General features: G+C 37.9%; 27 protein-coding genes and 1 tRNA gene. 3 read left to right on the top strand and 25 right to left on the bottom strand.

Going from position 1 to position 23315, the window contains the following annotated elements; all coding sequences use genetic code 11:
- The 11 genes from MRZ08_RS02535 to MRZ08_RS02485 all read right to left on the bottom strand — a co-directional run.
- On the bottom strand, positions 1 to 531 hold a 531-nt coding region (locus tag MRZ08_RS02535; protein WP_297378928.1), incomplete at its 3' end, for a hypothetical protein.
- A 105-nt stretch (positions 532 to 636) separates the two neighbouring features.
- Complete coding sequence (locus tag MRZ08_RS02530; protein ID WP_297378927.1) at positions 637 to 1050, bottom strand: hypothetical protein; 414 nt, start codon at positions 1048 to 1050, stop codon at positions 637 to 639.
- 8 nt (positions 1051 to 1058) lie between these two features.
- Positions 1059 to 2282: an AI-2E family transporter gene (locus MRZ08_RS02525; protein ID WP_297378925.1), complete on the bottom strand. Its 1224-nt coding sequence runs from the start codon at positions 2280 to 2282 to the stop codon at positions 1059 to 1061.
- A 150-nt stretch (positions 2283 to 2432) separates the two neighbouring features.
- A complete protein-coding gene (locus MRZ08_RS02520) occupies positions 2433 to 2885 on the bottom strand; it encodes an Asp23/Gls24 family envelope stress response protein (RefSeq protein ID WP_297378923.1) in 453 nt (150 codons plus the stop codon).
- A gap of 15 nt (positions 2886 to 2900) precedes the next feature.
- Positions 2901 to 3191, bottom strand: a complete 291-nt coding sequence (locus MRZ08_RS02515; RefSeq protein WP_297378921.1) for a DUF2273 domain-containing protein — start codon at positions 3189 to 3191, stop codon at positions 2901 to 2903.
- A gap of 3 nt (positions 3192 to 3194) precedes the next feature.
- Complete coding sequence (gene amaP, locus MRZ08_RS02510; RefSeq protein WP_297378919.1) at positions 3195 to 3734, bottom strand: alkaline shock response membrane anchor protein AmaP; 540 nt, start codon at positions 3732 to 3734, stop codon at positions 3195 to 3197.
- A 49-nt stretch (positions 3735 to 3783) separates the two neighbouring features.
- Complete coding sequence (gene abc-f / locus MRZ08_RS02505; RefSeq protein ID WP_297378917.1) at positions 3784 to 5703, bottom strand: ribosomal protection-like ABC-F family protein; 1920 nt, start codon at positions 5701 to 5703, stop codon at positions 3784 to 3786.
- A complete protein-coding gene (locus tag MRZ08_RS02500) occupies positions 5704 to 6348 on the bottom strand; it encodes a redox-sensing transcriptional repressor Rex (protein ID WP_297378915.1) in 645 nt (214 codons plus the stop codon).
- Complete coding sequence (locus MRZ08_RS02495; protein WP_297378913.1) at positions 6349 to 6987, bottom strand: hypothetical protein; 639 nt, start codon at positions 6985 to 6987, stop codon at positions 6349 to 6351.
- 8 nt (positions 6988 to 6995) lie between these two features.
- Entirely contained in the window at positions 6996 to 8819 is a 1824-nt protein-coding gene (gene typA, locus MRZ08_RS02490; RefSeq protein WP_297378910.1) for a translational GTPase TypA, read from the bottom strand.
- 131 nt (positions 8820 to 8950) lie between these two features.
- The gene (locus MRZ08_RS02485; protein ID WP_297378908.1) at positions 8951 to 9334 is read right to left on the bottom strand and encodes an ATP-binding protein; all 384 of its coding nucleotides are present in this window, start codon (positions 9332 to 9334) and stop codon (positions 8951 to 8953) included.
- Between the two features lie 135 nt (positions 9335 to 9469).
- On the opposite strand from MRZ08_RS02485, the gene rd (MRZ08_RS02480) reads away from it, so the two are divergent.
- On the top strand, positions 9470 to 9628 hold the full coding sequence (gene rd / locus MRZ08_RS02480) for a rubredoxin (protein WP_004833839.1): 159 nt from the start codon (positions 9470 to 9472) through the stop codon (positions 9626 to 9628).
- A 155-nt stretch (positions 9629 to 9783) separates the two neighbouring features.
- Positions 9784 to 9939: a rubredoxin gene (gene rd / locus MRZ08_RS02475; RefSeq protein ID WP_297378906.1), complete on the top strand. Its 156-nt coding sequence runs from the start codon at positions 9784 to 9786 to the stop codon at positions 9937 to 9939.
- Positions 9940 to 10031: 92 nt separating this feature from the next.
- On the opposite strand, the gene MRZ08_RS02470 is transcribed toward rd (MRZ08_RS02475), so the two are convergent.
- The 10 genes from MRZ08_RS02470 to MRZ08_RS02425 form a co-directional block, all read right to left on the bottom strand.
- The gene (locus MRZ08_RS02470; RefSeq protein ID WP_297378904.1) at positions 10032 to 10856 is read right to left on the bottom strand and encodes a hypothetical protein; all 825 of its coding nucleotides are present in this window, start codon (positions 10854 to 10856) and stop codon (positions 10032 to 10034) included.
- A 282-nt stretch (positions 10857 to 11138) separates the two neighbouring features.
- Positions 11139 to 12095 (bottom strand): YitT family protein, encoded by a 957-nt coding sequence (locus MRZ08_RS02465; RefSeq protein WP_297378902.1) that lies wholly within the window; start codon positions 12093 to 12095, stop codon positions 11139 to 11141.
- Between the two features lie 11 nt (positions 12096 to 12106).
- Positions 12107 to 13288, bottom strand: coding sequence for a coenzyme F420-0:L-glutamate ligase (locus tag MRZ08_RS02460; RefSeq protein WP_297378900.1), 1182 nt, complete (start codon positions 13286 to 13288; stop codon positions 12107 to 12109).
- A gap of 237 nt (positions 13289 to 13525) precedes the next feature.
- Positions 13526 to 13897: a hypothetical protein gene (locus MRZ08_RS02455; protein ID WP_297378898.1), complete on the bottom strand. Its 372-nt coding sequence runs from the start codon at positions 13895 to 13897 to the stop codon at positions 13526 to 13528.
- Positions 13890 to 14630 (bottom strand): NAD-dependent protein deacylase, encoded by a 741-nt coding sequence (locus tag MRZ08_RS02450; protein ID WP_297378896.1) that lies wholly within the window; start codon positions 14628 to 14630, stop codon positions 13890 to 13892. Before MRZ08_RS02450 ends, MRZ08_RS02455 begins: the two co-directional genes overlap by 8 nt.
- Before the next feature lie 9 nt (positions 14631 to 14639).
- Complete coding sequence (locus MRZ08_RS02445; protein WP_297378893.1) at positions 14640 to 15374, bottom strand: hypothetical protein; 735 nt, start codon at positions 15372 to 15374, stop codon at positions 14640 to 14642.
- Positions 15371 to 16072, bottom strand: coding sequence for an ABC transporter ATP-binding protein (locus tag MRZ08_RS02440; RefSeq protein ID WP_297378891.1), 702 nt, complete (start codon positions 16070 to 16072; stop codon positions 15371 to 15373). The genes MRZ08_RS02445 and MRZ08_RS02440 overlap by 4 nt, the downstream gene beginning before the upstream one ends.
- Positions 16065 to 16415 (bottom strand): GntR family transcriptional regulator, encoded by a 351-nt coding sequence (locus MRZ08_RS02435; protein ID WP_297378889.1) that lies wholly within the window; start codon positions 16413 to 16415, stop codon positions 16065 to 16067. The genes MRZ08_RS02440 and MRZ08_RS02435 overlap by 8 nt, the downstream gene beginning before the upstream one ends.
- Positions 16416 to 16421: 6 nt before the next feature.
- The gene (locus tag MRZ08_RS02430) at positions 16422 to 16676 is read right to left on the bottom strand and encodes a barstar family protein (RefSeq protein WP_015778401.1); all 255 of its coding nucleotides are present in this window, start codon (positions 16674 to 16676) and stop codon (positions 16422 to 16424) included.
- Complete coding sequence (locus tag MRZ08_RS02425; RefSeq protein ID WP_297378886.1) at positions 16673 to 17146, bottom strand: ribonuclease domain-containing protein; 474 nt, start codon at positions 17144 to 17146, stop codon at positions 16673 to 16675. Before MRZ08_RS02425 ends, MRZ08_RS02430 begins: the two co-directional genes overlap by 4 nt.
- Before the next feature lie 136 nt (positions 17147 to 17282).
- Here MRZ08_RS02425 and MRZ08_RS02420 point away from each other — a divergent pair.
- Positions 17283 to 17359: transfer RNA gene (locus MRZ08_RS02420), tRNA-Pro, on the top strand.
- Between the two features lie 1206 nt (positions 17360 to 18565).
- On the opposite strand, the gene MRZ08_RS02415 is transcribed toward MRZ08_RS02420, so the two are convergent.
- Genes MRZ08_RS02415 through MRZ08_RS02400 form a run of 4 tightly spaced genes read right to left on the bottom strand, consistent with a single transcriptional unit; the run spans position 18566 to position 23149 of the window.
- Positions 18566 to 19444, bottom strand: a complete 879-nt coding sequence (locus MRZ08_RS02415) for a class C sortase (RefSeq protein ID WP_297378884.1) — start codon at positions 19442 to 19444, stop codon at positions 18566 to 18568.
- Positions 19413 to 20288 (bottom strand): class C sortase, encoded by an 876-nt coding sequence (locus MRZ08_RS02410; protein ID WP_015778404.1) that lies wholly within the window; start codon positions 20286 to 20288, stop codon positions 19413 to 19415. Before MRZ08_RS02410 ends, MRZ08_RS02415 begins: the two co-directional genes overlap by 32 nt.
- Positions 20278 to 21228, bottom strand: a complete 951-nt coding sequence (locus MRZ08_RS02405; protein WP_297378881.1) for a class C sortase — start codon at positions 21226 to 21228, stop codon at positions 20278 to 20280. Before MRZ08_RS02405 ends, MRZ08_RS02410 begins: the two co-directional genes overlap by 11 nt.
- A gap of 55 nt (positions 21229 to 21283) precedes the next feature.
- Positions 21284 to 23149: a SpaA isopeptide-forming pilin-related protein gene (locus MRZ08_RS02400; RefSeq protein ID WP_297378879.1), complete on the bottom strand. Its 1866-nt coding sequence runs from the start codon at positions 23147 to 23149 to the stop codon at positions 21284 to 21286.
- Positions 23150 to 23315 lie beyond the last annotated feature (166 nt).

Below are 23315 nucleotides of genomic sequence, written 5' to 3'. Positions count from 1 at the left end.
CTTTCCTATATTTTCTGATATTCTTGTAAATGGAAGGGAGGTGTCAAGGGCTGCCTTGTAGGTTCTTTTGTTAAAGATTAGCTTAAATACTAGGAAGTTTTCCTTAGTTTTTGAGCTTTGCTTTTTAATGTCTGAGCTTTGGACTTCCATCCTTCCCTTTCTTAAGTCACCCCTAAAGACAAGTTGGCTTATGATATTCCAGCCTAGGATCATATCTGCTGGGAATTGGTTGCCTGAGGGATCTTTTCCTAAATCTGCTATCTCGTCCTTACATACTACAACTGGCACATCGAGAAGCTTAAGGCCTCCGATAGTCATTGAAGAAAGTTTTGCTCTTCTAAAGCCTGTCCTTTGGTCAATTGGCTCTTTATCTATATAGTCAAGGTCGATTTCTCCTGCAAGGCTTTCTGGGATTAGGGTGTTGCCCTTGGTGGCAAACATAGCTGTTACTGGCTTTTTGCCTGCTAGGATTCCTATAAATATAAAGTTTAAGAATTTCTGGTCTGATATTGGTATTAGTGAAAATTCCATGCTGTCTCCTTTTATTTTTCTATTTAATATTATATCATAAAAAAGGATTTTCCTACTAATTCAATAATTTAAAATTCCACGCCTCTAGGAGACGTGGAATTTCTCTTATATTTCTCTTTCCAGTCTTTGGATAAGGGATTCTATCATATCTCTAAATTCAACTAGTTCATTGATTTTCCCTTTGATTTCTGACCTTACCCTTAGGTCGGTGAAGATATTGTCAAAGAATATGTCGAACATATTATCAGAAAGGCTGTCGGAGATTTCTCCTGGTAGGTCGATATTAATATCGCCTAACTCCTTCCTTAATCTTTCTATGTCATGTTTTAGCTCATTAATCGCCCTGTTGGCTGATCTAATATGATTTCTCTTCATAAGGCTTGATAGGCCTTCTCCGCCAAGGATATCAAGAAAGGACCAATTGTTAGCCTTTTCTAGGCTATTAAGAGCAGAGTAAGTATCTCTTAGGACAATTCTTGCCGCTTCTAAAGCTTCTTCTAATTCTTTTTTCCTGTTCATTTTCCCTCCTAGAATTTAAAGTCCATCTTTTCTTCTCGCATGCTTTCGTAGGACTTTTCATTAAGGCTTTTTACATCTTCTTCTGTAATTTCCTTTGTCTTAAGTTTCCTTTTGGTAGAATCTTCAACCAAAGTGTAGATTACAGTAGCTATCGGCATGGAAACTAGCATACCGAATATACCAAATAGGCCACCGCCTACAAATACTGAAAGGAAGATCCATATAGCAGGAAGTCCTTGGTGTTTACCTATAACTAAAGGATATAAGATTGATTCTTGGAATTGTTGGATGGCAAGGACAAAGATTAGAAATACTAGGGACTGGGCTGGTGATTGGATGAAGATTAATATCATTCCAATTGCTGTTGCTATTATCGGTCCAAAGTATGGTATTATGTCCAAGGCACCAACGAGTATGGATATCATAGCTGGCATTGGTAATCTTAAGATAAGCATTCCTATAAAGCAAATTATTCCAAGGCTTAGGCAAGACAAAAATCTTGTCTCTAGGAATCTTGAGAAGGAATCGTAGGAAAGCTTGGCTATATAATTTACTTGTTTTACTTTCTCTTCCTTGAAGTTAGCAAGAAGAATCTTGTTGGTATTTGTTTGTAGGTCCTTCTTGTTAAGTGATACATAAAGTGAGAAGATAAAGCCCATTACAATTGTCATTATAGTTTGGGAAACTGAGTTTAGGATGGATGAGGTTTTACTCACAAAGCCCCAGTTTTTACCATCTAGGAACCTCCTCAATTCGCTAGTGAAGTTGTCTACATTTAGGCTATTAATCTTTGCACTAATCTCTGCACTTACTTCCTTAAAGAGCCTTTGATCATTAAGATATTCGATTAGCCTATCGAAAAATACCGGAATGTTGTCTATTAGTGAAGTTATAGCATTGGCAAGCTCTGGAATTAGAACTGTAAGGATAAGGGTCACTATAGCGAAAAATATTATCCAGGCTAGGATTAAGGAAAGGACTGGTACTAGCTTCTTATGCTTATCCTTGTCGATAAATCTATGGAATAACTTCTCTTGGAAGAAGTTCATGGGTAGGTTGATGATAAAGGCAATGACTAAACCGTAGACTATAGGTCTTAGGACAGAGTATGTAGTAAGGAGTAGTCCCTTTACGCTATCTATATACCAAAATCCGAAAAATATTAATATGAGCAAAAAGCCCAGCTTGAATATTGGTCTAGTTTTTTCATCTAAAAATTTCTTTTCTTTCATATATGCTCCTAAAACAAAAAGGACTTATGCAAAGCATAAAGCCCCCTTACTAATTTCTTTCGCCATAATATACTAAGCCTTTAATTTTTAATCAAGCTTTTAAAGCAAAGTTAGCAAGGTTATTTGCATAAGTCCAGAAGATCTTAGATATTAGTATCTATTTTGTTCTTCTCTTTCTCTGTTGCTTTCTCTATTTTTCTTTTCGTATTCTTGTTTTGTCATAACATCTACAACGTCAACATTAACAGTTACTACGTCAAGTCCTGTCATTTCTTTGATGTTGTTTGTTACAGCTCTTTTGATATCTTGGAAGATTCTTGTAGCGTTTTTGCCGTATTCGATGATTACATCTAGGTTGATTTTAGCTTCTTTTTCGCCAACTTCAACGCTTACTCCTGCTGTTGATTGTTCGTCACGGCCTGAGAAGAATGATCCAATAGAATCTGCAATGTTTCCTTTCATTTCAAGGATACCATCAACACCATTGATAGCTATTCTTGCGATTTTGGCAACTACCTTATCTTCAATGATAAGTTTGCTTTCTTCATATTCTAGTTCTCTACCGTCATTAAGTTCTTCAATTCTGTCTTTTTTTTCTGTCATAATTTCCTCCTATTATTATCTAAAAAATCTTTTCAAAAAACTAATATACCTTACGTCCCTATCAAAATATGCACCAATAGTATAAGCTATAAACATTACAATGTAAATTCCTAAAGTTCTAAAAAACCCGAAGTTAAATAGACAAAAGATGGTAAGGATGCCCAAGATACAAGTTATTAGCTTTGCCTTGTTTCTCCTATAGAAAGCCTGTCTTTTGGCCTTCTCTTCATCTTCCCTATCCATTCTCCTCATTTCCAGGTCATAGACAGTGAATCCATTTTGATTTTCATTTCTTAAATTGTCCATCTACTACCTCTTATTTCCTTCTAAACTAGGCTCGCTTTTCTCGAAAAAAACATCTACATTGACATCAGAAAGTCCAGTAAGCTCTGTCAGAGCTTTCCTTATTTCAGATTTTAACTCTTCAGATAGGAGACTTAAATCCCTACCCGCGTCAACTTGAACCTTAGTTTTTGCATTGATTTTCTCATCTTTCGATAATATCTCAACTCCTGCCTGCACAGCTTCTAGGCCCTTTGATTCTACGGCAGTTTTTACAGTATGCTCGAGGGAGTTTCTCTTGATTAGGACAGAGCCTGCCTCGTCTTCTTTGAGATATTCGTAGTCGCTGTTAGAAGATATGATTAGGTCAACTATTACTATTATTGCAAATAACAAAAGCAGTCCGCCTACAACCATAACTCCAATTCTTACGTTAGGATTTTGTAAATAGTAGAGGATATCAAATAGCATATCAAGCTTCATGAGTCCTACTGATAAAAAAATAGCACCCAAGAGGATCAATACTACAGTCATTACGGAAAATATTACTCTTTTAAATGTTCCCATAAGCCCTCCTTAGTATATACATACCCCCTAAAAGGTGCTTTAATCTTTTTTATTCTATTTTTAAGCTTAATTCTAGCCAAGTGTGATCGAGATTTTCTTTTTCCTCTTCGAGATCTTTGATTTTAGAGAAAGTTTCTGCGACCTTGTCATTATCGTCGTAGAAGCCTTCTGACAAGCTAAGGTCGGTCAAGGACTTGATCTCCTCGTCTATTTCTTCTAAACGACGTTCTATATCTCTTATGTCGTTTTTGATCTTCCTGAGCTCGCTTTTTTTGATGTTTTCCTTTTGCCTTTGTTTTTTGATTTGAGTCTTGGTGAGAGTTTCCTTCTTCTCATTTTCTAGGCTCATCTCACGGAGTTTCTTCTCGTAATAAGAGTAATTTCCCAGATATTCAACCATTCCGTCGTTTTTCATATCAAGGATTTTAACGGCAATTTTGTTTAGGAAATATCTATCGTGGCTTATGATAAGGACTGTTCCCTCATAGTCTAGGATGGCGTCTTCAAGGATTTCCTTGCTATCAATGTCAAGGTGGTTGGTTGGCTCATCCATTAGGATAAAGTTGGTATCTGATATCATAAGCTTAAGGAGGGAAATTCTCGCCCTCTCTCCACCAGAAAGCTCTCCAATAGTCCTGTCGATATCATCTTCGTAGAACATGAACTTGGCAAGGTAGGACCTTATCTCGTAGTTGGTAAGCATAGGATAGGTCTTTGATATTTCTTCAAAGATCGTATTAGCAAGGTCTAAGGACTTTTGTTCTTGGTCGAAGTAGCCAATGTTTACTGATTGACCAATCCTTAGATCTCCCCCGTTTTTGCTCTCTTCTCCCATGATTATCCTAAAAAGCGTTGTTTTTCCTACACCATTTTCCCCGATTATGGCGCACCTCTCCTTCCTATAGAGGTCGAAAGTGATGTTTGAGAAAATCTCATCAGATCCGTAGGATTTCGCAAGGTCCTTTACCCTTAGGACATCCACTCCCGATTGGATACGTGGGGTAAACTTTAGATGCATGGTTTCTCTTAGCTCGACTGGCTTTTCAATTCTTTCCATCTTATCTAAGAGCTTTTGCCTAGAACGAGATTGGGAGATTCCCCTTTTTCTCTTGGATCCTCCTAAGTTTTTGAGTCTATCTATAATTTCTTCTTGTCTTTCGATTTCTTTTTGTTGGGACTTGTATTGGTGAAGCCTTACCTCAAGGTCCTTTTTCCTCTTGGCCATGAAGGTCGTGTAGTTGCCGTCGTAGGATTCTAGGCGGCCATTTTCCATCATAAATATTTTGTTTACAGTATTGTCAAGGAAATACCTATCGTGGCTTATAACTATGACAGATCCCTTGTAGTTTTTGACGAAGTTTTCCAAGAAACGGATAGCCCCAATGTCTAGGTGGTTGGTCGGCTCGTCAAGTAAGATAAGGTCTGGCTTTTCTAGTATCAAGTGAGAAAGCTCAACCCTGGCCTTTTGTCCACCGGAAAGCTCCGAGATATTCTTATCGAAATCTTCCCTAGCAAAGCCCATGGCCGTAAGGGTCCCTTCGATTTCGCTTTTGATGGCGTAACCATTGTTGTCGGCAAAGTTCTCACTTTTTTCTGTGTAGGCCTTCATGATTGTATCGAGCTTATCTGGATCTTCTTCTACTGCCATCTGCGTTTCAAGCTCTCTCATCTCTCTTTCAATAGCAAGGAGGTTTTTGAAGGCTCCTAGGACAAATTCGTAGATAGTCATATCCGTATCGAGGCTTAGGATCTGTTTTAAGTAACCTACCTTTGTGTCATTGGCTATATAAATCTCTCCAGAATCTGGGCTTAGCTCTCCAGTTAGGATATTAAAGAGGGTTGTCTTTCCTGCTCCATTTGCCCCAATAAGACCTGCCTTATCCCCCTTTTCAATCCTAAAGCTAACAGATGAGAAGATATCCTTTAGGGGGTAGGATTTGGCTAGATTAGATGCTGTTAGAACATTCATCTAAAATATAAAATCCTCTGGGGAGTTCATAAAGTAGGTTAGGGTAAAGAGGGACTCGTCTAGATGAACTGATTCGATAACTACGTTGTTTTTAACCTTAAGGTCTACTGGAGAGAAGTTCCAAATTCCCTTAACTCCACCCTCACAAAGTATGTCTGTTATGTCTTGGGCAGCTTCCTTTGGTGTTGCTATAATTCCTATGTCTACTTGATTATCCTTTAGATAGTCTTCTAGCTTGTCTACGTTATAGATTTTTACTTCATCACTTGTAGTATCTTTTACAAGGTCAGGGTTTTTGTCAAATACTGCCTTAAATTCATAGCCTAGGTCTCTAAATGATCTGTATTTATAAAGAGCATGACCTATGTTACCAAAACCAATTAGGACCATGGAGTATTTCTTGTCAACTCCAATGATCTTGGATAGTTCATCGATTAGCTCACTTACATTGTAACCGTAGCCTTGTTGGCCGAAACAACCGAAATGGTTTAGGTCTTGTCTGATTTGGCTTGCTGTTAAGCCTGTGATCTCTGAAAGTTCCTTAGAAGAAACCCTGATTATTCCTTTTTCATTGATGCTTTCAAGATATCTGTAGTACTTTGGCAGCCTCTTGATTACTGATAACGAAATGTTTTGCTTAGCCATTTATTCCTCCATTCCTTCATTATTTATGCTTCCATTATTATCATCTTCTAGAAAATCTAGGGGATCCTTGTGGGAGTTTAAGATTTTTAAGTCTTCTTCGCTTAGGTCTCTGTCCCTATTTTCTGGAGTTTTTCCTTCAGTATTTTTTGAATCTTCGGTCTCTTTCACTTCTACTGTTTTGTCACTTTCGATGGATTCGTCTTTAACGTCAAGGCTAGTTTCGATCTTTCTTTGAGGATTGAGCCTTATGTAATTTATGATATGAATAAAATAAACAAGTATCAAAGACGTATAGAAAATCATCTGACTGTGCTTTAGTAAAGATATATTAGGCAAGATTATATTTCCGGGAATTTGGGGGATGAATCTTGCTAGGATCACGAGGGCGTGGGCACTTAGGGCGCAAAAGGCCAGGCCTGTAATTATTCCTGTTAGTATGGAAAAGTTAAGGGCTTTCTTATCGAATAGGACGATAAGACCGAAAGCTAGCATCATTAGCCAGCTTAGTAGGAAGAGCCCATTCCATAGGAGCCCTACTAGGGCATTGTTGATAAAAACTCCGGCAAGGGTTAGGGCAAAGACTAAAATTGTTGCCAGAGCTATTAGCAAACTTAGATTTCTCTCGGTCGTTTTTAGCATAAGAACCTCTAATTATTTTTCTTTGACTTATACCTTAGGTTTGAATCTAGAATTCTTTTTCTAATTCTTAGGTGGTTTGGTGTAATTTCAATTAGCTCGTCTTTTTCAACAAATTCCATCATCTCTTCTACTGACATTTTCTTTGCAGGAGTTAGCATTATAGCATCATCGCTTCCGCTAGCACGAGTGTTGGTGAGCTTTTTCTTCTTGCAGACATTTACGTCTATGTCAAGACCCTTGGCATTCATTCCAACTACGAGTCCTTCGTAGACCTCATCACTTGGTTCGATGAAAAGCTGGCCTCTGGTTTGGGCTGAGTTTAGTCCGTAGGCTGTGGCAATTCCTGTCTCGCTTGCTATTAAACTTCCTACGCTTCTTGTCTCCATATCGCCCTTATAACGGTCGTAGCCTTCGAATTCTGAGTTGAGGATACCTGTACCCTTAGTATCTGTCATAAACTCTGTCCTGTAGCCTATAAGGCCTCTGGCAGGGATTCTAAAGACTAGTCTATTGTAACCTGAGCTTGATGGTTTCATATCGATCATCTCACCCTTCCTGCGGCCGAGTTTTTCTATGATAGATCCAGAATATTCTTGGTCCACATCAATTGTAGCAATTTCGATTGGCTCGGTCCTCTTTCCGTTTTCATCTTCCTTAAACATAACTTCTGGCTTTGAAACTTGGAATTCGTAGCCTTCACGTCTTAAGTTTTCGATAAGAACTGATAGGTGAAGCTCGCCACGGCCTGATACCTTGAAGGCTTCTGTTGTATCTGTTGCTTCAACTCTTAGAGAAACATCTGTTTCTTTTTCCTTAAGGAGTCTGTCCCTAAGATGCCTACTTGTTACATATTTTCCGTCACGACCTGCAAATGGCGAGTCGTTTACAGAAAAGGTCATAGATAGGGTTGGCTCAGAAATCTTGGTAAACTCGATTGGCTCAGAGTCTCTTTCTGTTCCTACAGTATCTCCTATGTTGATATCTTCCATACCTGAAAGGGCAACGATTGAACCAAACTTAGACTCTTCGACTTCCTTTCTCTCAAGTCCATCGAACTCGTAAATTGTAACGATTTTTGACTTAAGGTGTCTGTCCTTATCGTTGTAGTTGGTAATTACTGCGTTGTCATTTTTCCTGATCACACCGCTTTCTACCTTACCAATTGCGATTCTTCCAAGGTATTCGTTGTAGTCTGTGGTAGAAACAAGGACCTTAAATGGCGCATCTTCATCTGCCTCAAAGGCTGGGGTGTAGTCTATAATAGTATCTAGAAGGTCGGTCATATCTTCCTTGACAGTTCCCTTCTCATTTGATGCCCAACCGTTTTTGGCTGAAGCGTAAACGAAAGGACTTTCTAGGTAGGACTCGTCTGCATCCAGACTTATGAAAAGGTCTAGGATTTCATCTTCTACCTCGTCGATTCTTTGATCTGGCCTATCTACCTTGTTGATACAGATAATTGCAGGAAGACCTAGCTCGATTGCCTTCTTTAATACGAACTTTGTTTGTGGCATTGGTCCTTCGTGACTGTCAACTACAAGGACAACAGACTCTGCCATGTTTAGGACTCTCTCTACCTCTCCACCGAAGTCGGCGTGGCCTGGAGTGTCTATGATATTGATTTTCTTATCTTTATAGAAAACAGCTGTATTTTTGGAAAGAATAGTTATTCCACGTTCCTTTTCGATAGTGTTTGAATCCATTACTCTCTCATTTACTTCTTGATTATCTCTAAATAAACCACTAGTCCTCAAAAGACCATCTACGAGGGTTGTCTTACCATGGTCAACGTGGGCTATAATGGCTACATTTCTAATATCTTCTCTTTTCATAAAACCTTCTTTCCTTCTAACAAATTCTATCAATATATTATATCACATGTTAATATCTTATCAATAATAAACGACAAAAAAACATCCTTTTTCGGATGTTAAATATATTTATTTGCAATTTTTTTGTTAATTTATACCTTTTTCTTAAAAATTAGGGCAGCTATCGAGTTTTCTTTTATGATAAGACTATCAGAGATTGCCTTAACCAGCATAAGTCCCCTCCCGTGATCTGAGTATAGGTCCGACTCGTTTTCTAGGGGTATACCGCAGCCCTCATCCTTGACCTTGACTAGGCAGTAATCATTATCTACAAGAACCAGACAGTTAATTTTCCTATCGTAGACCTTCTTGTTGCCGTGCTTATAGGAATTGATAATTAATTCGTCTAGGATTAGTCTAATATTGAAGATAAAATCCTTGTCGTCAAAAGTTTTGCTGGCAAGATTTATTGCATCTGTATTAAATTGTTTTATAGAATTGATGTCTGTATTCATCTGACGTCTTATAATATCCATATCGCTCTCCCTATATTTTTAATACCCAAAAGTCTAAAAAGTATTCTTCTAGCCAAAGGATTCATAAACAATGTTTAAAATTTCCAAATAGTGGTATAATATAAACATAAAACGAATGAAAGGAGACATTCTAATATGAAATACGTATGTACAGCATGTGGATACATTTATGATCCAGCTGAAGGAGATGTAGACAACGGTATCGAAGCAGGTACAGAATTTGATCAACTACCAGAAGATTGGGTTTGCCCAGTTTGTGGTGTTGGCAAAGACATGTTCGAAGCTCAAGAATAAAGATTTTAGGGGAAGCCTCGTGTTTCCCTTTTCTTAAGCCTATTTTTAAAGCTAGTATAATATAAACTAAAAGATCCGACTTAAGAAAACGATGTTATTTTCTTCAAAACATGGTATAATGTAAGAGGAATTTGAATAAAAGGAGATATTCTAATATGAAATATGTATGTACAGCATGCGGATATATCTATGATCCAGCTGAAGGTGATGTAGACAACGGTATCGAAGCAGGAACAGAATTCGACCAACTTCCAGAAGATTGGGTTTGCCCAGTTTGTGGAGCTGGCAAAGATATGTTCGAAGCTCAATAAAAGATTAACTGAGGAGGGCCTAGCCCTCTTTTATTTTGGAAATTTTGAGCATAGAAAAACTCCAAGCCAGCTTATTATTGCACTTGGAGTTTTTATGGCTCTTTCTTTTTAGTTTTTATGACCTTTAGCAGAATTACAGCCATTAGAGCTAGGGCAAATACCCCTATAAGATGGATATAGATCCTATCTGCACCTGCTCCCTCATCCTTTAACTCAGCTCTCGTCTTAAGATTTATCTCTTCACTCTTTTCCTTATTATCGTTTGGACCTACTTCAAGAACTAGGGTCTCATTTTTTTGATTTTCTAGATAAGTATTGGTGGCTGTATCTTGATTTGATCTTTCTATGTAGGACTCTTCCTGATCTGTCCTAGGCCTTGACTCGCCTTCAGTTTTCATACTAGGGTCTTTTTCTAAGGCTTCTACATTTTGCCCCTTAGCCGAATTTACTTCAGTCTTTGGTTTTTCGCTTGTTTCCGGCTTTTTATCAAGCTTACTAGCCTCTTTTATTTCAGCTTTTGGCTTAAGCTTAGCCTTCCCTTTATTTTCTTTAGCTGGGGCCTTGACTTCCTTGGCAGGAGGCTGATTTTTAGCCATTTCTTCTTTGTTTTCTTCTTTATTAGTCGCTTGAGTAGGATTATCCTTTGGACTTTCTTTAACTTCCTGTCCCTTATCTCCAGAAGCCTTATCAGCACCCGACCTAGATTCATCAACTGATTCACTAGGAGGCTTAGAACTTTGAACTGGCTCTTCTGTTATTATTAACTTGTCTTTCTCTTCCCCAGTCTCACCCTGGCTTTCGCTAATTTCTGTAGGATTTTCAGGGCTTTCTTCGTCAGCTAGAGAAATCTGTTCACATAGAAAAACAAGCGATAAGCTAAGGGCAAGACCTAGGAGGATTTTCTTGTACTTTCCCATATTTCCCCCACAATCTCTTACTTATATCTTACACTTAAAAGATTCATTACTCAAATTTCTTACATATTTTAACAAGCTTTCTAGAAGAAAAATAGAGCCAAAGGCTCTATGTGTAGACAAAGTAACTTCAATCGAAATTTATTTTATCGTTAAGTCACCCTTATCTCGACTAAGAGAGTGAAACGAACGCATGGAGAGATCTCATTAGATTTCTCCGCTCACTCCGTTCGGTCGAAATAAGGGGGATTTTGATTTTGTCTACAGTCTGAGAGCCAAAGGCTCTTAATTATTGTCAGATATTTCATCTGTTTGATACCAGCCCTTGCCCATAACCGTCGATGTGTTAAGGACTGTTATAAAGGCCTTTGGGTCGATATTTTTGATAAATATCCTAAACTTAGGTGCTTCCATCTTGCTTGTAGTGCATAGGTAGACTGTAAAGTCCCTTCCCATATAAAGGCCCTTGGCATTAATCACTGTAGCAGACCTGTTTAGGTCATCTTTTATGAACGATCCTACTTCCTCGGTCTTTGATGTTATGATTATAAACATTTTAGCCTGATTCATAGATGAAATAATTATATCTACGCAAAGTCCCTTGACAAGGAGACCGAAGATTGAAAATAGTCCGATCTCTATGCCAAATACCCAAATTGAAGCAAGAGTAAAGAGCGAATCTACGAAAAGAAGCGACTTACCTACTTCTAGATGGGTATATTTTTTGATAATCATGGCGATGATATCAGTTCCGCCCGAGCTTGCTGCTATGTTAAACAAGATAGCAGATCCAACCGAGCTCATTATTAGGGTAAAAAACAGCTCGAGCATGGTGTTATCAGTAAGAGTCCCATTAATTGGGATAAGCTTATCTAAGGCTAGGGCTGCCAGAGAGTTTAGGATTGCAACATAGCCGGTCCTTAGGGTAAATTTCTTTCCCAAGACAAAAAAGGCAATGGCAAGGAGGGTTAGGTTAATAAACAAGGTAAGCTGGGGCCTGGTAAAGGGCACAAACATACTCGCTATGATACTCATCCCCTCGACTCCTCCTATTACGAAGCTGTTGGGATATTTGAAAAAGTGGGTTCCGCAGGCCATAAAGATGGCTGCGAAACTCATCAAAAACACCCTCTTTTGCTTGCTCATAGGGTCGTGGTTGTATATTCTCTTATTCCTATCTTCAAGATAGGAGTTTATGGAATACTTGCGTTTTTTTTCTTGTGGGCAAGGATCAGCTTGCAATTTTATCTCCTTTAATTATCTGAATAGTTGTCGAAATATCCTTGGATTAGGATGATTGGTGTTCCCTTATCTCCTGAACCACTTGTTAGGTCACAAAGAGAACCTAAAAGATCTGTAATTTGTCTTGGGGTTGTACCAAGTGTTTCGTTCTTTCCGATTAACTTATCAGCCTTGTGGGTGATTTTTTCTCTGATAGCCTTATCTCTATCTTCGCCAGATAAGTCTTCTAGTTCTGTATCAGCTATATATTTGATCTTGATTTCATTAGGTGTACCTACTAGGCCATCTGTGAATGCTGGGGAAACAACTGGATCAGCAAGCTCCCAGATTTTTCCTACTGGGTCTTTGAAGGCTCCGTCACCATAGATCATAACTTCGATTTGCTTACCAAATTCGTCTATTAGTCTTTTTTGTAGGCTATCAACAAAGCTTTGTCCATCTCTAGGGAAGAGTTTAACCTTATTGTCAGTAGATAGGTTGGATCCTAAAAGACCATAATCTTTGTTAAAGCCAGATCCGTCGATTGATTCAGTCATGATTTCATCAAGTTTTAGGACTTTTTTGGCTCCATTTTCTTCAAGTTGTCTTTTGACAAGATTTCTAGTGTGGATTGAAGATACTAAGACTTGGTCAGTGAATTTGAGGGCGTCTACAGGATTGTTTAGAAAATGAATTTCTGAGTTTGGTGCGATTTCCTTGTAGAAGTCTGGGTAAGAGATACCAGTAAACTCGTGTTTGTAATCACCTGCAAGCTTCTTGTACTCATCCATATCGAGTACGTCTTGGTAAGGGTTTACGTCAGAGTTAAAGAGGTCCATCTCATCCATTAGCCAGTTTCCTACTTCATCTTGTGGGTAGGATAGGCAGATGTGAAGTTTCTTACCTGTTAGGGCGAAGGCCTTCAAGAGAATTGAGAATCTATTTCTGCTTAAGATTGGAAATAGGATTGCTAGCTCATCTCCATCGAACTTCTTGTTTACATCTTCTGCGATTTGCTCTATTGTTACGTAGTTTCCTTGGGCACGAGCTACAAGAGATTCTGTGATACAAACCACATCCTTATCACGTAGAGTGATGTCTCCCTTATCACTTGCCTTTTTTACTACATCGAAAACTGTAGTAACTAGATCGTCGCCTTCTTTGATTATTGGGGCTCTAAGTCCCATTGATACTGTTCCAATTATTCTTTCCATATTAATTCCCCTTTCGTTTGAATTATACAATAATTAAATATCCATTACAATACAGTCCAATAAAGAATTTCGCCTTACTTTCAAGGTTTTTCTAGTAAAGGAAAATAGTAAATAAAATTTTTTATGTTTTTAGACAAACGAAAATTCTCCAATAATTTGTCATTTTCACTAGTATTTCTTGCTTTTATGTAAAACGATATCAAATTTATCTATAAATTGTAAAAAAAGATGCTAAAATTAACTTCTAGCATCAAATTTATGTTGGCACTTTGGACATTTGACCTTAATCTTGCCTTTATGCTTGGGAATCCTAAGTTCCTGCTTGCAAGATGGGCACTTGATATACTTAAAGTCCTTGTCCTTCTTGTTCTTCTTTTGTGTCTTTACTTCGCTTTTGATTGGGTCAATGAATTTTTCCTTAAACTTCCTATTCTCCGCCACTCTCTTGTACTTGTTGGTAGATAAAACTCTAAAAAGAGCGTAGGCTACCAAAAGCATGGAAAGTCCACTTAGGACGGAAGACTTGGCAAAATAGGATATTACGCTTAGGATTATCCCTGCCCAAATCAAAAATATACCGTATTCATCAATTCCTGCTCTATTATTCATCTAAACCCTCAACTAACTCATCCATAATCTTGGATATATCTCCTTTTATCACATAATCTGCCCTAGCATCCCTACTGGTTGGGTCCTTGTTAATCAATACAAGCTTCTTGCCATTATAGAAATCCAAAAGTCCTGCCGCAGGATAGACTACTAGGGAAGTTCCTCCTACTATTAGGATATCGGCATTTGCTATAAGATTAACTGCATAACTAATATTGTTCTGATCAAGACCCTCGCCGTAAAGGACTATATCAGGGCGGACAATCCCACCACAAGCATCACAAGTTGCTACATCAGCAAAGCCTTTGACATAATCGAGGTCGAAGCTTTTGCCGCACTTGGTGCAATAATAATCACGGAGATTGCCGTGAAGTTCGATTACATTTTTGCTTCCTGCTTCTTGGTGGAGGCTATCGATATTTTGGGTTATGACTCCCTTAAGCTTACCCATCTTCTCAAGTTTCGCAAGAGCTAGGTGGGCCTTGTTTGGTTTTATGCCTTCAAGCATAAGATTGTTCTTACAGTAAGTCATGAACTCATCTGGGTGGTCTACGAAAAACTCATGACTTAGCATATATTCAGGTGAGTACTTGGAGTCATTTTCCCTATTGTAAAGACCTGTAGCTGATCTAAAGTCAGGCACACCAGATGCTGTCGATACGCCAGCCCCTCCAAAAAACACTATATTATTAGAATCCTTGATTAATTCTTTAACTTTATTAATTTCTTCCATAAGATCCTCCTATGATAAATCTAGCTTCTGATCGATATATCTTCTGTTTACAAAAAACATTATTACATTTATTAGAAGATAATAAACTAGGGGAGTGATTATCTTGTATAGTCCTCCCTCGCCAATAGCAAAGGGAAAGATAAAGGCTAGCCCCATGCCAGGATACCTTACAAGCGTTCCATTTACGAGTACAAGGGCCGAAAACTGGGTTATGATTATGGCTGGTATTATTATGAAAGTTAAGTTTATAATCATAAAGATCCAAGACACCCTTCCAGTGAAGCGGGTCCTTGCCATATTCAAATTCAAGACTTGACCTAGCAATACATCTACTAATAGACCAAATACCATGTAGTAGATGAAATCTCCTCCTATATTGTAGCCTAAAAGATAGAGGCTCATAGTAAAAATAAGGCCGCTTATTAGATAGAAGGCTACAAGGCCTAAAATCTTCGCCAAAAGGAAGGTACTCGTAGTAATTGGCAGACTAAAGGTAAGCCTCGCTCTTTGCGTAAAATAATCCTTGTAAAGGAAGTTGATTACAAAAATCAAATTCACTCCTACAAAAAATATTATACTTGATATAAATAATATATCTGTTATAAGCCTATTTCTAAGAAAAAAACTTAGGCCAACAAAGGATTTAACAAGGATTATGGAAAGCATGATTATAAGTTGGATCAACAAGATAGTAAAAATATAGGTCTTGTTAGTTTTTAGATCGTATTTGATAAAGTTTTTCATAATAAACCGTACACTTCCTTGTAATAATCTGAAATTTCCATCTTGTTTTCTTCTCGGATTGCGATAGCATCCTTGTGCATAAGGACCTTGCCCTTATCTAGAAAGATGATATCCTCGAAGAGATTTTCCAAATCGCCTATCTGATGGGTGGTTATGATAAAGGTCTTGCCCTTTTCCATCTTTTCTATAATCATATCTATTACTGCTTGTTTGGCGACAGGATCGACCCCATCTACTGGCTCATCCATTATGAAAATATCAGCATCTCTCGATAAATTAAGGCTTATAAGAAGTCTTTCCCTAAGACCCTTGGATAGGTCCTTGGTCATCTTATCACGAGGGATGCTCAAATAATCGAGGAGCTTGTCACTTTGGTTTTTGTCAAAATCCTTATAGAAGTCTCCATACATATCGATAGTCTCCCTTACTGTAAGCTTCTCATAGAGATAATAAGAATCTGGCAGATAGGAGATCATAGACTTAGTCTCTATACCAGGACTTTTCCCATCGATTAAAATCTTTCCGGAATCCTTTCTTAGTAGGCCCACTATAAGCTTAAGGAGGGTCGACTTGCCCGATCCATTGGGACCCAAAAGGCCCACGACCTTGCCCTTTTCTATTTCTAGACTTAAATCATCAATAGCAAGGGTATCCTTGTATTTTTTTGTCAAATTATTAATTGTAATAATCTTATCCATTGGCCATTCCCCTCATTTCTAAGAGCCTTAGAGCTTCATCAAAATCAAGACCAAGTGAATTCATATTATCCAAAAACTCGTTGATAAATCTATTGGAAAACTCATCCTTGAGCCTTCTTATAATATCATCATTTACGATTAGATAATAATAATCAATAGCCTCGTAGACGAAGCCTGCCTTAATCATGGTGGAAATTGCTTGGTCTACGTAGCTAGGATTTACCTTGAACTTGTTTGTGAAAAACTTCTTGGCGTATAGCTTATCTCCGTCTTTGAGTTTGCCAGAAATAATCTCCAAGGCAATAAAATCTCTGATTTCTTCTTGTTTTGTCCTATAAGTCATAAGCCCTCAACTAATAAAATCTATATCCAAATCGTACATCTTGACCCCATCGAGGAAAACACGCATGAGCTTATCCCCATAATCGCCTAGGTTAGTGAAAATTTTCTTGTAATTGATTATCCTAAAAGAAGCGTCGACATAAATAAGCTGGTCGAAAAGGGCGTCTAGGTTTTCTACCTTATAGTCAAAATCAAAATTCTCATTTAAAATCTCGTAGAATCTTTCCTTGTCAGTAAACAAATTCGCATCAATATTAATCATGGATTTATCCTTTCAAAAGTCTCGTAATGGTCCTTGGTGTAGTAAATATTGGTATCCTCATCGAAAATTATCCTCTCGGCTCCTCTCCTTCCGCCCTTATAATTGACGTCAGCCTCCTTGTAATTGCCTTCGGGAAGATTTCCTTCGAAGTTTCCGAAGTAATCTCCACCGATTACAGCTTTGTCAGTAACATCCCACAAATTGCCATCCTTAGGAGACCAACCCAAATCCATAGCCTCCTTTTTGGTGATGTAATTTGGAGGAAGATGGTTAAACTCGATAAGGTATGAGGAAACATCCTCCAAGCTATAGTAAGATCCATCCTCATCTAGAATCTTTTTTTCTTCTCCAATATTTTCTTCTATTATCTCTTCATTTATCTTAATATCCTTATCACTCGTAAGCCTACAAGATGTAAAAATCAAGGCTAGAAGGACTAAAAGATAAGAAAAATACTTTTTGACTTTCATTTTTCATCTCCTTATGGTATCATTATAACAGATTCTCTAAGAGGAGAGGAAGGAATTTTAGAGAATATTTAAAATTTCTCAAAAAAGATTTGACAAAAAGAAATATATGTCGTATACTATAATAGTCAGTTGATGACGGGGTGTGGCGCAGCTTGGTAGCGCGCGTGTTTTGGGAACATGAGGTCGAAGGTTCGAATCCTTTCACCCCGACCATGATTTAGCAACCGTAATGGTTGCTTTTTTTGTATTAAAATATTATTGATTGGTACTTACGGCTTTGAGAAGGTGAGGCTCGAAGAACCGAATCCTTTCACCCCGACCATAATTTAGCTAAGCAATAATGCTTAGCTTTTTTTTGTACAAACTTTTTAATGTTGGGCCCCTTTGGATTTGGCTCTATGACAAGTATACTTATATACAAACTCCTGCATTAGAATAAATTTAGAGATGTCTCGACTACGCTCGACATAAGGGAGGTGTTTCTCGACATAAGGGTTATCCTTAAATAACTATAATGTGTGTTATAGCATTTCCCTTGCTTCGAACTTGTGGAGAAGCCTCTCACATTTACAGGAATCAAAACAACAAGATATATACTTTTAGCTAAATTCAAACAGAAGTTACGCCATCTCAACAGAGCGAAGCGACGAGAGATCTATAGTCTACAATGACATGTAAATATAAAAGTTCCAGTTATCTACGTAAATAACTAAATCTAAAATCAAACACGTCCCAAAGTTCTGTAGACCTCTCACATTCGTTCGAGGTGGTTCACAGGCTAAGATTAGCTTTGTTCACTATGGATATTCCAATAGAGATGGAAAATGATAAGAGATATCTCGACTTCGCTCGATATAAGGGTAATAGCATAGCTCCTTTTATGCGAGTACCACAATTCCCTTGCTTCGACCTTGTGGAGAAGCCTCTAACAGTTACAGGAATAAAAACAACAAGATATATACTTTGAGATAAATTCAAACAGAAGTTAAGCCCTCTCGACAGAGCGAAGCGACGAGAGATCTACAGTCCACAATGACATGTAAATATAAAAGTTCCAGTTATCTACGCAAATAACTAAATAACGAAATCTTAAATCAAACACGTCCCAATGTTCTGTAGACCTCTCACATTCGTTCGAGGTGGAAATTTTTGTGAGATGTCTTGATACACTAACATAAGGGGGACTGAATCTCTTCTGAGATATCTCGACTTCGCTTCGCTCCGCTCGATATAAGGGGTGGTCGACATAAGGGGTGTTGTGTTTAATTAATATTAACTATTTCAAAAAAGTTCCCTTGCTCCGACCTTGTGGAGAAGCCTCTTTATATTTTTTAATTATAGGGCAGCTCTCGGGGCGTACCTATTTTCCAAAACTTTCTACTAAAAATCCCTTGGATTTTTTTCCAAGGGATTCTTGTTTTATTTGTTTTTTCTTGTGTATTTTATTCTTTTAAATAATCTCGCTAGGAGGAGAATTATTAGGATTATTCCAAGTCCTGCTCCTATTTTTGTTAGGATGCTTGCTCTTTGTACTCTTTTTACTGGAGCTTGGGTCTCTTTTTTATCTTCTTTCTTTTCTTCTCCATTCGCTTCTTTTGGCTCTTCGTATCTTATGCAGTTTACTAGGAGTCTGTCTGGGCGTGGTGGGTAGAAGGGTGAACAGGTTAGGAGGGTTAGGACGTCTTGGTCTCCTCTTTTGTCGAGTCTATCCCAATCATATGGGCCTATTACTTCTTTGTCGCTTACCTTGTAGTGGAGGGTCTCTGTTGCTCTTTTGATGTAGACGTCATCTCCTTCGACTAGCTCATCTACGTATAGAAACATGGTATCTCCCCACCAGTCCCTGTGGCCTGCTATGACTGACCTTGTTCCCTTTCCTCCTACAGGAATGCTTGTTCCTTCTACTTGGGCAACTCCTCTTGATATGTGATCTAGGGTCGCATCAAGGTAGATTGGAAGGTTCTTGCCGAGTTTTGGGATTTCTAGGTAGGCGAAGACTTCATTTGAGTTTTTGAAATAATTGTAACGGTTTTGGTTGTCTTCTGTCGTGAAGGGATCTAGGATGCTGGTGTCGGAGTTTCTTACAAGGTCGTTATATTTTTCGGCAGCCTTGTTTTCTTCTTCGATTTCTTCTTTTGGTCTATTTGCTTGCTCTTGTTCAAATTCTTCTAGCCTCTTGTTATAGGAGATCTCGTTTGCAGTCCTATTTATCAAGGGCACTGTTACAAAAAGTAGGCCAATAAGGATAAGAAGATATCCTATGAAGCTAATTTTTGTTAGTTTTGATTGTTTTTTCAATATCTTCTACCTCTTTTCTTAAGTTTAGTGATTTTCTTTTCTCTCTAGTTGATACAATTATCAAAAATACCAGGATAGGCATTAGTATTAGCAACAATTGGAAAAAGTCTGGTTTAAATCTTGGTGTATTGGCAATACCATCATCTATAGCCTCTTGGTAAGGAATCCTGTAGCCTCTAACCAAAAGTCTGTGCGAGTTGATCATATATGGAGTACAGGTCAAAAGAGTCGCATAGTCCTTGCCTTCTTGGACTAGGACTGGCTCGAAGTTGGTTGGCTCGACTACCATAATTTGATCGACCCTGTAGGCCAGAGTTCCCTGGATATTGTGGAAGTAGAAAATATCTCCTTCGACTAGTTGGTCCAAGTACCTAAACAAAACGGCTTCAGGAAGGCCCCTGTGGGCTGTGATTACCGTGTGGGTAGACTTACCTCCTACAGGAAGAGATGTCCCTTCCAAGTGGCCGCAGCCCTTCTGTAGGACCGTCTCGCTGGTTCCAGCATAGACAGGAAGGTCTTGGTTGATCTTTGGTATTTCTACGTGGCCTATCATCTCATTTACTTCAAGCATATGAGCGTAGTAAGCTCTCGCTTCTTCTTCCTTCTTGCTGTAAGGGTCAGAGAGCCTTGAAGGGTCTAGGGTCTCGTTGTAGGCCCTTGCAAGCTCCATCCTCTTGTTTACCTCTTCTTCGTTTATTTCCTTACTCTGTTTGACAAACTCGATTATCTCGTCTTCTGCCTTGATTTCATAAAACTTCTGGGAAATCATTGGATAAGAGAATATCAAAAGCCCAACTAGGAAGATTAGACCAAACTTTATCTTATCTTTTAGCTTAGTCTTCATCTTCTTTCACCTTCTTCGACTTATTCATCAATTTGTCTTGTCTTTGTCTAATATCTTCAATTCTTGTGTAATATTTCTTGTTGTCTCTTCTTAGCTTCCATAGGTAGATTATCAAGATAATAATCAAGAATAGAGCTATGAAGAATAAGAGTCTAAAGATCCGGTTTGCCTTGGTAGTTCTGATTAGCTCCTCGTCGACAGCAGGTACATATGGCACCCTGTGGCCCCTAACAATGAGTCTGTGAGAGTTGATCATTATCGGAGTACATGTAAGGAGGGTTACATAATCATGGCCTGGATCGATTAATAGGTCGGAAAAGTTGGTAGGCTCTATGACCTTGATTTGATCGACTTGGTAGGCTAGAGTTTCTGAAATATTGTGGACGTAGAACTTATCTCCTATCTCAAGCTCACTAAGATGGGTAAAGAGAGTAGCCTCCGGTAGACCAGAATGGGCTGTAAGAACAGCGTGAGTGGAGTTACCTCCGATTGGAAGAGAAGTTCCTTCCAAGTGGCCTACTCCTTTCTGGAGGACTTCCTCTGCGGTTCCTGCATATATAGGAAGGTCTTGGTTGATTTTTGGTATCTCAACGTGGCCTATCATCTCATGGACTTCAAGCATCCTAGCATACTCTGCCCTTCCCTTTTCCTGTTTATCCTTGGCATAAGGGTCCTCTGAGACAGAATTGTTCAAGGAATCGTTATAAGCTCTGGCAAGCCCCATCCTTCTTTCGATCTCCTCTGTAGCTAGCTTATCTGTCTCTTCGTTAAAGACTGATACTTGGTTATTGGAGTCAATCCTATAGTATAGTCTGTTGACTAGGGGATAGAGAGCTACCAAGAAGCCCAAGAGAAAGACAAGCCTAAAGGTCCACTTGGCCTTTCTAGAAGGTTGTTTCTTAATATTTTTATTTTCTTTATTTTTACGTAAAATCGCCATCTAAAATCCTTTATAAGCAAAATAGATACGATATCGCTACCGCATCTATCTTAAGCTATGCAAGTTCTTGTTTTTTATCTTGATTTCTAATAATGACAAATCCTGTCACAACCATAAGTAAACCTATGGCAAAATAAATCCAAATCCTAATATCCCCAGTCTTAACTAGTGGACCACGAGGCCCGCGTGTTGTGGAAATTGTTCCTGGACTGCTAGGAGTTGTTGGTGTTGAAGGTGGAGATGGTGGACTTGGGGGTGTCTCCTCTTTTGGAGGTTCATATACATTTTCTATAACTATAGGGCTTAAATTAATTGAATCAGCATTTATCTCAAAGTCTATTTTCCCAAGAAATGGAACGTAGTCTATTGGAGCCGTTGTTTCTGTTAATCTATATTTTCCATATTTAAGATTATCAACCACTACATTTCCATTTTCATCAGATTCTACGATGTAAAGTTTACCATCTCTCTTAACTTGTTCCCATTCTCCTTCTTCATTCCAAAATTCAACATAGAATTTTGCACCTTTTAACTTTTTACTGTGATCCTCAAAGTCAACTTTTACAAACTTCCTACCACCCTTAGGCTTCTCTTCATCTGGAGGTGTTGAAGGTTTATTGGTCGGAACATTTAAAACGGTTATTTGAGAATTTTGCTTGTTACTATTTAAGATTTGGCCATTCTCATCAACATCAAAAGTGATTTTTCCTTCTAAAGGCTTGTAATTTACTAGAGGTTCCACTTCTCTGAAGTAATAGCCTGTTCCCTCATTTAATCCAAGGATATTTATCTGGCCAGCAGCATCTCCTTGGCCTCTTGTTTTTACTTTGCTATCTGCATTATCTAAACCTTCATCAACGTATATGTAGGCATCCTTATTTTCGTCCCAAATAAATTTAAGTAAATTATCATTAGAGTCATAAACCTCGAACACTACATCATTCAGAAGCTTTTTGCTGATAGAGTCTTTCTTAACGACAAAAGGAATTCTCTTGTTTTTAAATTCTATTACTTCACCTGGCTTCTTAGCCTCAGATTTTGTTCCTTCGTTTTCTATGCTCTTGTATCCTTTTATTGCCTCAACTTCTTTGAAGTAATAATATGAATTTGAATCAAGCCCTGATATTGTTATTTCTCCATCTGTATCAGTTTGAAGTTCGGTCGCAAGACTTTCATCATCTAACTCAGACTCAAAGCTATATTTACCAAGATTACCTTTAAGCTTGATAGGAATATCGATATACTTTTCTACAAAATTATTATTTTCGCTTTCTTTATTCTCGATCCTCTTAAATAATTTAAATTTAACCTTATCTAGCTTGATATTAGGGTTATCAGCATCTACCTTGATTAGTTTTAAGTCAGTAGTCTTTGGGCTATCTTTTAAATTGATAAGCAATTCATTGTTCTTAAATTCATCATCAGGTACTTTTAATACTGTTGTAGTAAGCTTAGAAGATTTTCCTGAATCAATTCTATCTTTCATCTTAGCAAAAGATTCTTCGCTTTCTTTTATAAGATAATAAGATTCTTCATTTTCTTCCTGTTCGATTTGTAGGCTGATTCTTTCATTATTGTCATCTTTGATTTCAGACTCTTCGCTTGTAAGGATTTCTTCTCCGAGATCATTTATGATATCTTCTTCCTTCATACCATCGTATTTTTTAGCCATAGAAAGTCTATCAACCTTACCTGCTTGATCTTTCTCTAGCTTATCTTCCGGTATTTTCCAAAGCTTAACCTGCCTTCCACTAGATTCTTTAACCGTAGTATCTTTGATTGAAAAATCAAGATGTATGGTATAAGTTACTTTTTTCGTTTCTTCCTCAGCCAAACCCGTAGGCGCAAGGAAAAAGGCTTGGATCAGCATTAGAACTGGCAGGATAAGTGCTAATAGCCTAAATTTTCTCTCCCTTTTCATATCTCCTCCTAGAATTTATGTATGTTTTTTTCTTCTTAAGCTTATAGATTTTGTGTAAGAATTTATAATAATATATTACAACCTTAAATATTTCTAACAAAAGCTTTCTTTTTACTATTATTATAACATAGTTTGCTAAATAAGACCATATATTTTAAATATAATA

The organism is Anaerococcus sp. (assembly GCF_022770135.1).
Classification (GTDB): Bacteria; Bacillota; Clostridia; order Tissierellales; family Peptoniphilaceae; genus Anaerococcus.
Note: the sequence above shows the minus strand (reverse complement) of the source record. Positions and strands in the feature narration are given on the sequence as shown.